The following is a 15634-nucleotide window of genomic DNA, read 5'->3' as shown; positions in this document are numbered from 1 at the left end:
TAACATGATGTTATTTAATTAAGCTAGCAATAATATCAACAACTTACTATGTAACCTATATAATATTAAATTAGCGCCACTCTACAATATCAATCGCTTCTCTTGCTTGTGCTAATGTGCAATCTGTTTTTTCAATTAACTGATTAAGTGTAATAAGCGGTTGTTGTTTTATTAATTCAACAAGTTCATTAACTGATAATTGTGGTTTATGTTTATGTAATTCATTGATAAACCATTGCCAACTCGGCTCTTCGTTGACTTGCACATTATTTAAAATTTCACTGATCTGTGGCCAGTCGGCTTTTAATACCCAGTTACGAGAACGCCCTTTTCGTTTAAGCAAAGCACCTGTACCCATAACTAACGCTTTGAGTTGTTTATGGTCTTGAGTCCTGCGAACAAAACTATTGAGTGGAATTTCTATCATTGATGTATTTTTAATTATTTTAATCATACTATCCTAAACTGTATTTTATGCTTTTGAAAATACATATAACCTGAGGTTATGGTTGTTTGGTGTAAATGCATTGTTCGATGTTTAAAATGCATGTTAGTGTATTTATTCCAGCAATCGAAGATAATAATTATGAATAAAAATCTGTTGTTAACCCTTATAGGTTTAAGTTTAGGCATTGTTAGTGCGTGTAAGACGGTTTCAGCTATTGATGAAACAGGTAAAGTGAATATTACAGGTTCGCTTGTTGACGAACAACAAAGATCGCTTAAAAATGCTAGCCTTGTGGTAAATGGTCAAAGCTTTAAAACCGATACTAATGGTGATTATAGTGTTTGGGTATCAGCCGATGACATTTATGCTTTAACATTTTCAACAGAAAATTATTACACAGGTATTCAAACATTCAGTCATTATGAATTAGAGCAACAGGATATGAATATTCAACCTGTTGAGCTGGTTAGAAAAGTACAAGGGCGCACCTTATTTGCTTTTGGTGGCGATGTGATGATGGGCCGTCGTTTTGCAAAACCTAAGTTTGATAACGCTGTTATTATTGAAGCAGATAGTAAACAGCAAGATACAAAATCGATAGTTGAGCATATGCGCCCTTATATGAGCTTGGCTGATATGGCCGCGGTTAATCTAGAGACTCAAATTGCACATACAAAACCTAACGAACGCGCACCTAAATCTGTCACTTTTTATTCTCCACCAGAAACACTCACTGCCCTTGAATGGGCAGGTATAGACTTTGTTACTTTAGGCAATAACCATACTTATGATTATATGGACTCAGGCCTTAAATCAACTTTAAAATATCTTGAAAAAAGTACCTTAAATTATGCAGGAGCAGGCATAAATAAAGAGCAAGCGCTTAAAGCCCATAGACAAAATATCAATGGTACTGATTACGCATTTTTAGGCTATGTCGGTTGGGAAGGTGGTTTTACACCAAACCAAACAGCTTCAGATGATAAAGGTGGTGCAGCTTTTGGTTCTATGCAAAATATTGTAGATTCGGTTAGCCGTGAATCAGCTTATAACCATGCCACAATAGTGCAATACCACGGCAGCCTAGAATATAAAACAGAGCCAACTTTAGTAACTGAACAGAGATTAAAAACATCCATTGATTCCGGTGCAGATATGGCGATTGCCCATCATCCGCATGTAACTCAAGGTTTTGAAATCTATAATGATAAGTTAATAGCTTACTCTATGGGTAATTTTATCTTCGATCAGTACTTTTATTCTACACCACATTCATTTGTTTTATATGTATGGATGGATGGAGAGAAATTACATCGCGCCGAGATAGTACCTGTTTATTTAAAAGGGTATAAACCAACGCCTGCAACAGGTATGCATAGATATACTGTATTAAAACGTTTAGATCAGTTATCTCAAAAACGCGGTATAAAATTAGGCATATCTGGTGGCCATGCTGTTATTACACCCAATAAATTACCCGTTACTTCTAATAGTGATATCACTATTAAAGCCAAAGATGATCAAACGGTTTACCCACTTTACCATACAAAATGGCAACAAAGTATTGCTCACGTATCAAGTACAGATAAAGAATTAACCTATCGTTTAGGTGTTAATTTAGTGAATGGTTCTGACTTTGAAAGCTTTGATACCTTTAATAGTAACGAACGCGGTTGGAATATTGATCAGAATGCATTTGATATTACGTTAGATTCTGCATCAAGTGGTAAGAAGTCTGTTAAAGCTGAATTAAAGTCTCGTCAAATCGAAACATTTGGCATGACAAACTTTAGACGTGTTTATAACCCAAGTTCACCGATGACAATTAGTACCAATATTAAAGTAGATTCAGATACGAAAGTAAACTTTTATTGGCAAGGCCGTAAGACCCGAGATAAATTCTCATATGCAATTAAAAGTGCTAAAAAACATTTAATTGAAACTGTGACATTAGATGGCACAGAAGGTTGGACAAACCTAGAAGTCGCTTTTAATACCCAACGTGTTGGTTATCGTAGCTTTAGAGTATTACTAGAAATTGAAGATTTATCTGGTAATAAAAATACGGTTTATTTAGATGATGTAAATTTAGTTGAATGGCAAAGTGCCTATAGTAAATTGAATAGTTTACCAGTTTTGAATGATGGCAATAAACAAGCTAGTTTTATTGGTTTTAATACAACCCCTAAATCAGATGTGAAAATTGATTTGAAATAGTTTTACCATTTTCTTGAAAGTTTTGTAGTTATCACCCTTGAATCAAATGCCATCATATCTATGATGGCATTTTTTTTCATATTATGATTATTAACCTCATCAAATTTACCAGCTTAATAAACTATTTCATGTTTAATCAAAACTCTTATTGTTATTCTTAATGAAAATCATTATCATCTACTGTTTATTTCTGTTCCCATATTGTTTTCTAAGGTTTTTATGAAACATCTAGTTTTGATTTATGTTGCTTCAATCAGTTTTTTGTTTAATTCATTTAATGTATTTTCGTCAGATACAAGTACAGAAATAGTTACACAAAAAGATAAGAGTGTATCTATTGAAAAATTAGATGTATATGGTGTTCGCACGCGTTTAACGGATGCAGGCACATTAAAAGACAGCATTTCTAAAACTGAACTATTAACTGGCGATTATATTGAAAATACACAAGCAGCGAGTTTAGCTGATGCAATTCAAAATGCTATCGGTATTCGTGTATCTAACGAATGTTCAATGTGTGGTGCCAAAAGAGTAATGATAAATGGTATGAAAGGGGAGCATACTAATGTACTGATAGATGGTATTCCTATGCATACGATGATTTCAGGATTTTATGGTATGGACTCTGTAGCTGCAAGTGGCATTGGAACTATCGAAATTGCACGTGGGGCTGGGGCGTCATTAACTGCTCCAGAAGCAATTGGTGGTACTGTAAATATGATCACTAAAAGCGCATTTGAAAATGGCGTGCAATTTGATTTATCTGCAGGTGAGTTAGGTTATCGCAAGGCTTCTATGGTTGCGACAGGGGTCAGTGATGATAGCAATACAAATATCACACTCGTTGGTCAATATGATAACCGAGATCAATTTGATGGCGATAATAATGGTGTAAGTGAAAACCCTTTGTTAACTAATCAATCTTTTACGTTATATTTATCCCATGACTTAAGTTACACAGATAACATCCGTTTTCGCTATAATCAAAGTAACTCAGAAGTATTTGGTGGCCCTGTGATTGGTGATACAACACACAGTATTTCCGATGCGCTATCTAGCGTTGTTTATGGAAAGTCTGAACACTTATTTGAAGATAATGATGTTCGTAACAGTTATACAGGTTTGCCTTGGGAAACTGCTGAATGGGTAAAAACAGATCGTGAAGAGTTATCGCTGAGTTGGTTACATGAAATATCAGCTAAATCAAATGTAACTTCAAGCATTGCATATATTGACCATATTCAAGATTCATTTTATGAAGGTGTTGATTATCGAGCTGACGATGCCATGCTATATCTAAGCACCAGATTTAATTATGATTTAAATGATAATCACCTATTAACTTTTGGTATTGATCACCGAAAAGAAGAAATGCGCTCTAGCTCTCGTGCATTAAAGCAATTAGATAACTATGTCTCTGATAGTTTTGACTATGTAACAACAGGGTTGTTCATACAAGATTCTTGGCTGCCAAACGAAAACTTTGAATTAGCAGCAGCAATACGTATTGATAATATTCAGGCTGATTTTGTTGATCCTTCTAAACCAGGTATTGAAATAGATAAAACGCTTATCTCACCTCGCATAGATATGCGCTATTTACATAACGAACAAATTACTTCTCGTTTATCATTTGGTCAAGGTTATCGAGCACCATTATCTTTCTTTGAAAGTGATCATGGTATATTAGATGCTGGCAAAGGCTATATCGTTGCAGTTGATAGACCAGAACGTTCAGATAGCGTCACTTACTCACTAAACTTTGATGGTGAAAAACTTAGTACTACAGCATCATTTGCATATACACAAGTTGATCATTTAGCTTCCTTATATCATGACGAAGCAGGTACACCTGTACTTGGACAATTAGAAGATATAGCGTCAGTAACAGCAATTGATGTCGCTATCAATTACCAAATTTTTGAGCAATGGTCTTTATCATTAATTGCTGAGCAATATGATTATGATGAGACATTTAAAACTTCATTTGCAATAGCACCGGCAGAGCAAAGAATGACACTAAGTTCTGATTGGGATTACAAAGGTTGGGATGTAATCACTTCAACAACTTGGGTTGCGAGCCGAGACTTATCTGATTATGGCTATGTGGGTTATAACAAAAATGATGGTACACAATTGAAGTCGATCAATGCTGATTCTTACCTTACTATTGATTTAAAGATAATCAAAGCATTATCAGATGACCTTAAAATTTATGTAGGTGCTACAAACTTGTTTGACTACAACCAAGTAAACGATATGGATAGTCCACTCATGTTCCATGATGATGGCAGTTATGATGTTGTTTATATTTATGGACCGTTACGAGGTAGAAGTACTTATGCAGGTTTAAATTACGAGTTTTAATAAATGTTAAAATATCTTTTAATGGGTTTATGTGCATTTGGCTTTTATGCCAATGCACAGAGCATTTATCAAGAAGAAATGCAGCGTATTGATATCAGTAGTCAAACCCCTTACACCCTAAATATGTATAGTGGCTCACCGTTGTTAACTTCTTTTTTTATGCCCAACTGTCGCTGGTGTCAACGACAACATAAAGTCCTTAAAAAGTTACAAAAAATTTGCCCAACGCTGCAAACAGTGATGCTTGGCGTACAAGGTTCAAAGCAAAAATTAAAAATGGAATTGAAAAGGGAGCACAACAGTTTCCCTGCATATATCGCCAGTAGAAACATCATTAATGCAATAGGTACTAAAAGCCCAGTACCTATGATGCTTATTTTTAATGCTAAAGGGAAATTAGTTTTTAAAACACAAGGTTATACACCAAAAGATAAACTGATAAACCTACTTAATAAATATGAAATACCCTCATGTAATATATGAGTCTATGGTTACAATATATGTAGCGTAACTATAAGAGATAAAATAAAGTTAATTTGAAAAGTATTGCTGTGTGCCATGTGCACTTACGGCTTTATCAAACCGGCGCATAGCAAGCATATAAGCAGCATCTCTCATGCTTACTTTCTCGTTCATTGAAATATCCCATATTTCAGAAAATGCTTGGTTCATAATAGTGGCCAATTTATTATGTACTTCAGGTAACGACCAATAATAACCGTTTTTGTTTTGCACCCATTCAAAATAGCTTACTGTAACACCACCGGCATTAGCCAAAACATCAGGTATAACAGTGATGCCTTTTTGTGCGATAATATGATCAACTTCCCCAATAATTGGGCCATTGGCTACTTCAACAATATTTTTTGCTTTAATGTTATTCACATTTTTAGTAGTGATCACACCATCAAGTGCCGCTGGGATTAGAATATCAACATCAAGCTCTAGTAACTGCTCATTAGTGATCACATCATGATCGACTAACTCACATACTGAATGTTTACAATAAAGCGCAGTAATACGATTTGTTTCTTGTTTACCTTTGTAAATACTGTCAACATCAAAGCCGTTATCGGAATAAATCCCACCTTGAGAGTCACTAATAGCCACTATTTTATAGCCATCATCATGTAATAGCCTAGCAACGTGATACCCGCCATTACCAAACCCTTGTACTGCAACAGTGATATTATTTGGTTGCCATTTATTTTTAGACTCTAACTGTTTTATACATAAATAAGCACCTCGGCCAGTTGCATCATCACGACCTAAGCTACCACCTAAGCTACCACCTAAGCTTATTGGTTTACCTGTGATCACACCAGGTGCTTTTACTCTTTTTATCGTTTCATACTCGTCCATCATCCAACCCATAATTCTGGCATTGGTATATACATCAGGTGCAGGTATATCTGTGTCTGGTCCAATAAAATCAGCCATTGCTCGAACATAAGCTCTGGATAATCGTTCTATTTCCATGGCTGAAAGTTTTTTGGCATCAACAGTAATGCCACCTTTACCGCCAGCATAGGGGAGGCCAACAATGGCGCATTTAATGGTCATCCATAAAGCTAAGGCTTCTACTCCTTGGCGGTTTACATTTGGATGATATCTTATGCCGCCTTTTGAAGGCCCTAATAAATTATTATAACGACAGCGATATCCAGTAAAATATTGTGTTGAACCATTATCCATCCTCACAGGCAAACTTGCTGTAAGTGTAGCATGTGGGTGCATTAATGAGTTAATAACGTCTAAACTCACATCTGTATAATTTAGACTAGCTTAATTTCACTTTTTATGAGTTAAAATGTTAGTAATTAATTGTTATAACGCGTATTCATGTACTGAGAGCAAGTTATAAAATCTAAATAAAGATCATATAACTTGATCTTCTTCATTAAAAAGTTTTGTTAGATATTACTAATAACTCAGATAATTGAGTTTTTAAAATAGGATGTTCAGTTTCGGCCAATTTTGCTTCAATAATTTTTTTTTGACTTGCTGATAGAGATCTATTTTCACGCCTCAAACCTTGGGCTACAGCTATAATTTCTTTAGGATTATTACTTGTACTTGCATAATCAATAAGACGATCTTGGTATTTGATATCTTTTGCTAATATCTTTAAAGCAACGATATTTACTTCCGCATTTTTATTCCCGAGTAAATTTGATACATTTGCATTTAGTTTATTTGAACCTGAATTATTAATGGCTAATAAGGTCATTGCAGTTTTATTCGAATTGGTAAGCTGGTCTGATAAGTAGTGTTCAACTTCAGCTGCGAGATCAGGAGAGTTCTTAGCTACAGATCCTATATTTAATAATGCTGTATTCGAGTATTGATGCTCTTTATTGTCAGCTACTGCTTTTAAACTTGTAAAAGCATAATCACTCGCATTAATTAAGCGTGCCAAAGACATGATCACTCTTTGCTGATTTTGAGCCTGTAGATCTGGGTGCTCAAGTAAATTTATTAAACTTATTTCAGATTTTTGTGTATTTGATTTTTGTAGCGCATATATTAATGCTGACGCGTTAGGGCTACCATTTAATAGAGCCAATAATTTATCTGTATCATAATTTTCACCCAAATAGCGCCCGACCTCTGATAATAATGATTCATTTTGCATATTGTGTTTTAACTGTGCTATTGCGTTTAAAAGTTGGTTTTCATTTAATATTTCGTGTTTTTTAGGTTGCATTAGATGAATGGCACTAATACTAGAATTAGCATCTAGTTCATAACTTAATTTTTTAAATTCTGTTTTCGAATTAATTACTGTGACTTCTATTTCTTGTGTTAAATTTAATTCATTAATATCATTTTTAAATAAATTTTGATTAGTAAAATTCAATTTAATGATATTATTTTCTTTGTCTAATAACATTTCCCAATTTTCATTTTGATTTATTCTTTGCAAATTTAGATCACTGTTAAAGTAATCTCTATATACCGCTGTTCGTGTGATGCTATTTCCATTTCTTTTATATCTATATTCAGTTTCATTAGTCGCGCTGGTTATTTTTAATGGTTTATCAAATTGATATGAAAGCTGTTTTAGTAAAACTTTAATTGCATTAACTGGATGATCAGCTGTTAATTTTAATAAATTAACCTGGTCAAATACAAAGTTATTGTATTTGACCTTAAATGGAATGCTTTTGGATATATTAATTGTATTTGATTCTTCACCGACTTGACTAACAATTTTTACATCCTTTATCTGTCCAAGATATTGGTTGTTTACTTCTTCGGGCTTTAATAAAAACTTACCTTCAAAACTTGATTGATTACTAATTTTATTATTAGTTGATAATATTGTTTTAATTTTAAAATTAAATCCATTTAGTGTGTTTTTTTTCCTATGAACATCGTTAGATATATTGGTACTGAGTTCAAATTGAGCATTAACAACAGGTGGTGTTTTGCCTACATTTAAATTATAAAGAAATAATAAAGCCACAATAAAAACGAGCGCTATTATTTTAAAAGTCGGTTTCATTTATTTATTCCTATAAAATAGCGAAGCCAATCTTCGCTATTGAATTTAATTATCTAAATTTTTTCCCAAGAAGGACTAGCATATTCAAAAAAAGTGCGTTCATAAGTGTATATAGGATCCCATTTCATTAAATTTGCGCTGAAATATAATAATCCCCAAAGTTTCTTACAATATGCTTCTAATTTTCCATCGCCACCAGATAGTTTTCCTGTGACTTTTAATTCTAAAAAACCTTCTTCTTGTATGCCGTCATCATGTTCTATTCGACGAATCCCTGCTTCCATATACCCCTTTGCTTGTACCTTTACGATATTAAATTTACCTTTTACACCAGCCTCAGCAATACCGTGTCCAAAAGTTGTATATGCAGCTCCAGAAATTTGACCGCTCACATAAGGTGCCACTGACGCATATACATAATCAGGATTCCTAACACCATTAGGCGTGAATGGTTGCTCATTATTGTGGCCACCAATTACACCACCAGCTGTAAATTCTGCTCCTACTTCAACACCGACTCCAAATTTAACACCTATTTGAAATAAACCTAATGGGTCTAGTGGTACAACGACTTTAGGCTTAATAACATCTGGTATGAGATCAAAATAATGACTAATAGGGTAGGTAATAGAAGCGTCAAGTAAATCATCGCAATTTGGCTTAAATACACTGACAGTATCTTCCCCAACTTCTAAATTAAACGACATTCCTTGAGTACAATCTATTTTTGCAGGGTTAAATTCAAATGAGATTGAGCCAACACCGATTTTCATAGTGCGATCATGCAGCTTTACCCAATTACCAGCACTATAAGAGCCAGTTATACCCCCAGAGTCTGTATTATCAGTATATAACCAAGCTTTTTGATTTCTATGTTGTAATACGTTATCTAATGCTGAGTTTTTAACAGCATATCTTGTATTTTGTTCTACAGTTCCTGGATTTGAATAAATAGAGGCATGGATAAAGCTAGACTGTACTAAAGCTATGCCTAAACATAAGGTTTTAATATTCACAATAAACTCCTAATTATAAGTACCTCAAAATGGCACTCAATCAAGAATATAATGAATATATGTCATTTTTATTAAATTTAATTATTTCTTAGATGTAATCTCAGATTTTAACTGTGTCAGTTAGAAACAAATAGAAATGGAATTTTAAAAATTTAATTATAAAATAAAAATAATGGAAAATAAGCGGGTAGGGTTAATAGTCTAATACGTTAACTTTCATATAATACTATATTAAACCTAAATCCTTTAAGATATAGATAAGCTAACACATTAATAATTGTTCTATCGGCAATTTTGAAGACTAGGATAAAGATAAACTAACCCAATTTACGATTTATACACCAGTAAAAAAGAATGTGATTAAACAAAAAAACAAAATTGCTAAAGCATAAAATAATCCTGAGAAATATTTAGATTGTGTATCTTCATTTTGAAAATTTGACATGAATAGAACTCCAGATAATTTACTTTAATATGGCGCGAATTTTACGTGAATCTTTTGCCTCTGTAAATGGGAATTCATCTCATTTAAGTTAAAGAAATGTTATCATTTTCTTAATCTTTTGAATGCATTCGTATGTATTAATATTTCAGTCTTAATTTACAATTAATTTTATGAATTAAGGCTATAACTAACTGAGAAAAATATAATTGTTAATATTTATGTAGGTCCCAGATGGAATTTGAAACAATCAAAAATACCGCCATTTATTCATCCCATTGAATTATGGTTGTATCCGTATTTGCGGTGAAAATTTTGTAGCAGATCGGGCTAGGGGACAATATGCTATTCATAGTACGATAGAGGCACATTAATCATGCGGATATTTATGGCTCGGGACAAAGTGAGTTATTATTTGATGAAATACTAAAAGCATCGCCTAGCTTACGAGATGACATGTTTATCACATCTAAATCGGGGATCAGGCCTAATTAAAGTGATGTCGATTATGCACCAAAAATATATGATTTTCTAAACAATATATTTTAGATTCTATTGATAACTCTCTAAATCGTTTAGGCATCGAGCAATTAGATATGTTTTTTATTATATAGACCTGATTATTCACAGAATTCGCAAGGAGTTGCAGATGCTTTTGATATATTACAAACGGTAAAGTTAAACATTTTGGTGTGAGTAACTTTAAGCCTTCTCAAGTTAACTTGTTACGTTCGATGATCTCTATGCCATTGGCAGTTAATCAAGTTGAAATTAATATTGAAAACATTACCACTTTATTAGATGACACATTAGATCAATGTCAACAACATGAAATAACTCCAATCGCCTCGTGCTTATTAGCTGACATTGCATATCCTAATGGAAAAATTCATTTACCACTGATGATCAACAAAGAATTGAAACTGGGTTAGCTCAGTAAGCTAAAAAATACCAATGTGAAATGTGGATTGTCATATTAGCGTGCTTATTAAAACACCCAGCAGCCATTTCCCTATTATTGGTTCAACCACCCCTGAACGCATACTTCCTGTAAAACAAGCATTATCGATAAATGATAGTCGAGAAGATTGTATAGAATACTAGAGTTTAAAAATGGCGTATCTTTGCCTTAATATTGTATGTAAATAGACCTTAACATTTGAATTAAGGTCTACTTTTAACATTAAAGTTTAAACCTTGCCACTGAGCTAGTTAATGACTGTGCAAGTTCATTTAGCGCTTTACTACGAAGTGACATAGCTTGTGCCTCGTTGGCGTTTGTATTAGCTGCATTAGAAGCTTCACTCATAGTTGACTCAATATTTTGACTAAAAGTCAGTTGCTCTTGAGCTGAATCATTAATACTTTTACTCATTTGATCTATGGTATGCAGAGCATGTTCGATTTGCTCGATTGCTTTACTTAATTCTTGGCTTTGAGAGACACATTCAGAAGCTTGATTTTGCCCTTGAGAAATGGCGGTTTCTGCAGTTTCAGTTTCGTTTTGTAAAGCATTTATCATCGTTTGTATTTCTGTTGTAGAATCTTGTGTACGAGAGGCAAGAGATCGGACTTCATCAGCTACAACAGCAAAGCCTCTGCCATGTTCACCGGCTCTCGCAGCTTCAATTGCTGCATTTAATGCTAAAAGATTAGTTTGGTCGGCAATACTACCAATTGTATCTAAAATACCTCCAATGCTATTACTGTGATCACTTAAGCGTGTCATAACGGCAACAGAGTCTCTTAAACTGGTTGAAAGTAATTCTATCCGATGCTTATTTGAATACGCTATATCTCTGATCTCATGACTATATTTAGAGGCTTGGGATACATGCTCAGCAGTCAAAGATGCTTCATCAGACACTAAAGATGAACTAGAGTACATTTGTTCAGCTAATTGTTTTGCACTATCAACTCGATTAATCTGCTCATTGGTTGTAGATGTTATATTTTGGCTTTGAATATTAGTAGACTCAGCTGATTTATCTAATAAGTGTGCATCTTTGCTGATGCCCTGGAGTAAACCGGTCAACTCATTACTGAGCTTATTTATATTTGTGATTAAAGTACCAAATTCATCATTACTGCGCTTTTCTATTCGGTGACTAAAATCTCCTTGTGCTATACGCGATAGAGCTTTATTAACAGCAGTTAATGGTACCAGCATCGCCTTGGTTGTAATGGATGCGATAAAACTGGCAAGTACCACAAAGATTAAAGCCATTACAACAGCAATTGTTTCACCTGTCATTATTTTTTCATTTGCTGCTTCTTGTATTTTTTTAAATTTCTCATCAGCTAATGCGACTAACATAGAGAGATCTTTATAAGTTACATCAAAACTTTGCTCTGCCGTAGAATAAGCTTGTTGTGCTTGAAGTTTTGAAGCTAATGCTTGTTTTTGTAATCCATATAACTTTCCTGGCTGAGATAAAAGTAAATTAAGATCGTTAAGATTTGCAGTAAATTCATTTAATAAGCGATCATCATTTAATGGTTCAGCTTGTTGATTTAAATAATTAAAGTTATCTTGAATGTTGCTTAATAGGAAGCCAACATCCTCTTTATGTTGGTTGATGGTGTCTAAATCACTTACTCTGTTTAAACCTGCCATCGTTTCTTTTAAAGTAAATAATAAATCATCAATTCGGGTCCCACTGCCAATCACCACATCTAATAACGCAAGTTGATTAGCCGCATCTATGGTTTCTAGGTCAAGCATGTTATCACTTGCTTTATTTCTGGTATGTACAAATATCTCAAATTGCTCAGCATAGTTTTGCTTTGCTTTTGCAATATTTGTTTTAGCGCTAAAAATTAAATTGCTTTGCTTTACAAAATTAACATATTGAATCTGAGTTTTTTTTAATGCAATGAGCATTTTAGGTTCTTCAAATAGCTTGTTTTGTAAGCTAGTAACGGCTTTTAAATATTCAAGATTAAATTTTTCAAAATTTTTAATGCTTATATTAATAGATGAAATGTCATTTTGAGTGAAGCCCAAAGCACTTATTTTCATCATATTTAATAGTTTAATTTGCAGAGCATTACTTTGCTTTTGGACAGGCACCGCAATGGTTTCAACGTTGCGGTTGGCGTTGCTGATAGAGTTTAGTGAGTAGTAAAAAAAGCTGCTTCCTGCAATTAATAAAACTCCTATCGTACTAAACCCTAAAATTATCTTTTGTTTTATGGTTAGTTGCAGGTAATACATTGTTATCTCTAATTAAAGTAATACATCTATTTCGTATAATAATCACATTTTATTAACAAGTATAGTAATTGAAAACTTAATTATAAAATAATAATAGGCTGTTTGGCTGTTATTGGGCTGCCTCTTTAGATAATTTCATGTTATTTAATGATAATGTAAAACATTTGTCACATTAGTGTCATTACTCTAAGTTTAAATGTTGTACCTAATACAGCACTTGGATAATAAAAATGAATAAAATTATAGCGGGAACATTACTTTTAGCTTGTTCAATAAATTCACATGCTTTTAGTCAAGAAACACATAAGAGAATTGTGATAGATGCCGTTGAATACATGAAAAGAAACGCACAAACAACTCAATATAACAAACTAAAGTTATGGGCTGATAGTTTAAATACAACACCTTCAGCATTAGCGAATTTAATGGGGCAAGCAGCATATGATGTCGATGATTTTGAAGATACTTTCTTATGTGGCGCGATAACTGGTTCATGTGTACAGGCCCCAATTTGGGGAGCCGCCGAAAGTATTGTTAAATACACGAGTTATTGGCATTTTCAAAATCATAGTCAAGGTCATGACGAGCATGGCAATGATTTTGGTGGATATAATTATGATAAATTAACCGTGTGGGGTGCAATAGATACTATGGCTGCCACTTGGTTAAAAGGCGATTACTTAGATGATGGTCAAGGGGGGGAAACAGGCTGGTTTAATGTAGATAAAACAAAATTTAATAGTTATAACGTGACTGAGGCCAACTATAGAATTGAAAGTCAATCACATTATGAGATGTATGATGATTTCGAAAAAGCACCTTTCCAGCCAATTGATAATTTGGGGCAATATTGGTATCAATCTTTTATCGAATCTAAGAACCCACAAATATTAGGGTTTGTATTTCATACTACAGATTTATTACAACCACATCATACTTGGACTACTTCAGATCTAAACCACAGTGGTTGGGAAACTTGGGTAAAAGATTATTATGACAAAGAAGAGTTAAACAACTTTGATTTAGTAAAAAATGCATTAGATAATTTTACCCCTTTAAATGTAAATCAACACGATGTAAGACCACTTTTGACACAAGGAGGTGCATTTTCTTATGCACAAGGTGGCATAGTGCTCAACTCAACCAATCATTATGATCGCCTTAACACTGCGCAACAAGTTATTCCATCAGCTATTGCTATGGTTGTACACATTTTAAACCATGCTATGGAACAGTTGTAAATGAAATTATTTATTATAATGCTAAGCATATTTTGCTTACCACTTAGCGCTTCAATTAAATTTTCAGATGCAGAAATAAATTTAATGCATCAAAAATATCGTGTCGATACTGCTAATGTTACTAAAAACCAAGTGGTCAAAAGGTTACTTGAAGGGCAGTACCTTTTAGCAAAAGCTAAAGAAAAACAGCCTAAATTGTTGCACACACAATCTGATGTTGGCTTTGATACCAATTATCACAAACGAAGATATTTATATACGCTATTGCAGCCTTTTGTCGATGATAAGCTAGCACTACAAACGCTGACTGAATTACCAATATCTAAGGAGAGTTTGAAAGCCTTGCTAGGTAATTATCCATTTAATGGCGAAATAGATGACATCACAAAAAGACACCTAAAATCTGAATATTTAGTTGATAATGAAATTTTAAAAATAACTTATTTTGAGTTATATAGCTCTTTATCGATGCAAAATAGATATCGATTACATCAAGGAGATAAAGAGTTATTATTACAAGAGGTAAACAAAAGATTGAATTTTAATCAGGTGAGTAATTATGTAAAGTCAAAATTAAAATTACAGAACCTAAGTTATACCACTTTAGAAAGCATTGCTTTAGCAGAAGTTCTAAGACTGCCTATGAAAAACTACTTTGGAGTCAACCAAATGATGCACTCTGATTCTTTGATGCTAAATTATTATGAAAAGTCAGTGACAGACGAACAAATAAACAAATATTATGCTAAAAATATAGAAAGATTCAATTATCTATCTCATGTGAAATCTAAAGGGGTTTATTTTAGTACACAAACACAAGCATTTGAATTCTATAACGCCGTCATTAAAAAGGGTTGGAGCAAAACAATCAACCACTTTAATGTAGAAGATATATTTCGACAATATCATAATCGCCTAGGAAGAAACTTGAATTCAAATGACTGGGCTATTCAAACGGCATTTAACTTTCCTGAAAATAAAACGTCGCCTCCTATTCGAACACCTGATGGTCAATGGCTTGTATTAAACAATGGTGATAAGGACTACGATGTTTACGAATTGAATACACCCACAGTGCAATATCAAGCTAAAAAACAGCTGGCTAAATCTCTTGCCATCAAAAATTATCATCAAGGTTTTCAACAGTGGTTACAAAATCAAAGTTCAAACGGCTAAAC

At 33.5% G+C, this 15634-nt stretch carries 12 protein-coding genes; 7 read left to right on the top strand and 5 right to left on the bottom strand.

Annotation, left to right across the window (positions count from 1 at the left end; genetic code table 11):
* Positions 1-70: 70 nt before the first annotated feature.
* A complete protein-coding gene (locus PSA_RS23950) occupies positions 71-454 on the bottom strand; it encodes a ribosome recycling factor family protein (RefSeq protein WP_042145304.1) in 384 nt (127 codons plus the stop codon).
* 132 nt (positions 455-586) lie between these two features.
* Between PSA_RS23950 and PSA_RS23945 the strand changes: the two genes are divergently transcribed.
* The 3 genes from PSA_RS23945 to PSA_RS23935 all read left to right on the top strand — a co-directional run bounded on the left by PSA_RS23945 (position 587) and on the right by PSA_RS23935 (position 5515).
* Positions 587-2665 carry a CapA family protein gene (locus PSA_RS23945; protein WP_042145302.1) on the top strand — a complete coding sequence of 693 codons (2079 nt, stop codon included), beginning with the start codon at positions 587-589 and terminating at the stop codon, positions 2663-2665.
* A 219-nt stretch (positions 2666-2884) separates the two neighbouring features.
* Positions 2885-5032 carry a TonB-dependent siderophore receptor gene (locus tag PSA_RS23940; RefSeq protein WP_082305896.1) on the top strand — a complete coding sequence of 716 codons (2148 nt, stop codon included), beginning with the start codon at positions 2885-2887 and terminating at the stop codon, positions 5030-5032.
* 3 nt (positions 5033-5035) lie between these two features.
* The gene (locus PSA_RS23935; protein WP_052379977.1) at positions 5036-5515 is read left to right on the top strand and encodes a thioredoxin family protein; all 480 of its coding nucleotides are present in this window, start codon (positions 5036-5038) and stop codon (positions 5513-5515) included.
* A gap of 48 nt (positions 5516-5563) precedes the next feature.
* Here the strand turns inward: PSA_RS23935 and PSA_RS23930 are convergent, their stop codons facing one another.
* The 3 genes from PSA_RS23930 to PSA_RS23920 all read right to left on the bottom strand — a co-directional run bounded on the left by PSA_RS23930 (position 5564) and on the right by PSA_RS23920 (position 9556).
* The gene (locus PSA_RS23930) at positions 5564-6796 is read right to left on the bottom strand and encodes a Glu/Leu/Phe/Val dehydrogenase (protein WP_042145299.1); all 1233 of its coding nucleotides are present in this window, start codon (positions 6794-6796) and stop codon (positions 5564-5566) included.
* A gap of 136 nt (positions 6797-6932) precedes the next feature.
* Positions 6933-8540 (bottom strand): hypothetical protein, encoded by a 1608-nt coding sequence (locus PSA_RS23925; RefSeq protein ID WP_042145297.1) that lies wholly within the window; start codon positions 8538-8540, stop codon positions 6933-6935.
* A gap of 53 nt (positions 8541-8593) precedes the next feature.
* A complete protein-coding gene (locus PSA_RS23920) occupies positions 8594-9556 on the bottom strand; it encodes a hypothetical protein (protein WP_127924111.1) in 963 nt (320 codons plus the stop codon).
* Between the two features lie 811 nt (positions 9557-10367).
* On the opposite strand from PSA_RS23920, the gene PSA_RS27415 reads away from it, so the two are divergent.
* A complete protein-coding gene (locus PSA_RS27415) occupies positions 10368-10493 on the top strand; it encodes a hypothetical protein (RefSeq protein ID WP_127924123.1) in 126 nt (41 codons plus the stop codon).
* A 167-nt stretch (positions 10494-10660) separates the two neighbouring features.
* Positions 10661-10930: an aldo/keto reductase gene (locus PSA_RS23915; RefSeq protein ID WP_127924110.1), complete on the top strand. Its 270-nt coding sequence runs from the start codon at positions 10661-10663 to the stop codon at positions 10928-10930.
* 251 nt (positions 10931-11181) lie between these two features.
* Here PSA_RS23915 and PSA_RS23910 read toward each other — a convergent pair whose 3' ends face one another.
* Positions 11182-13215, bottom strand: coding sequence for a methyl-accepting chemotaxis protein (locus tag PSA_RS23910; protein WP_042145295.1), 2034 nt, complete (start codon positions 13213-13215; stop codon positions 11182-11184).
* Between the two features lie 230 nt (positions 13216-13445).
* Here PSA_RS23910 and PSA_RS23905 point away from each other — a divergent pair, with 230 nt between their 5' ends.
* A complete protein-coding gene (locus PSA_RS23905) occupies positions 13446-14456 on the top strand; it encodes a phospholipase (RefSeq protein ID WP_042145293.1) in 1011 nt (336 codons plus the stop codon).
* Entirely contained in the window at positions 14457-15632 is a 1176-nt protein-coding gene (locus PSA_RS23900) for a peptidylprolyl isomerase (RefSeq protein WP_042145290.1), read from the top strand.
* Positions 15633-15634 lie beyond the last annotated feature (2 nt).

The organism is Pseudoalteromonas sp. '520P1 No. 423' (genome assembly GCF_001269985.1).
Taxonomy (GTDB): Bacteria; Pseudomonadota; Gammaproteobacteria; order Enterobacterales; family Alteromonadaceae; genus Pseudoalteromonas.
This window is presented reverse-complemented; position numbering and strand designations above follow the sequence as displayed.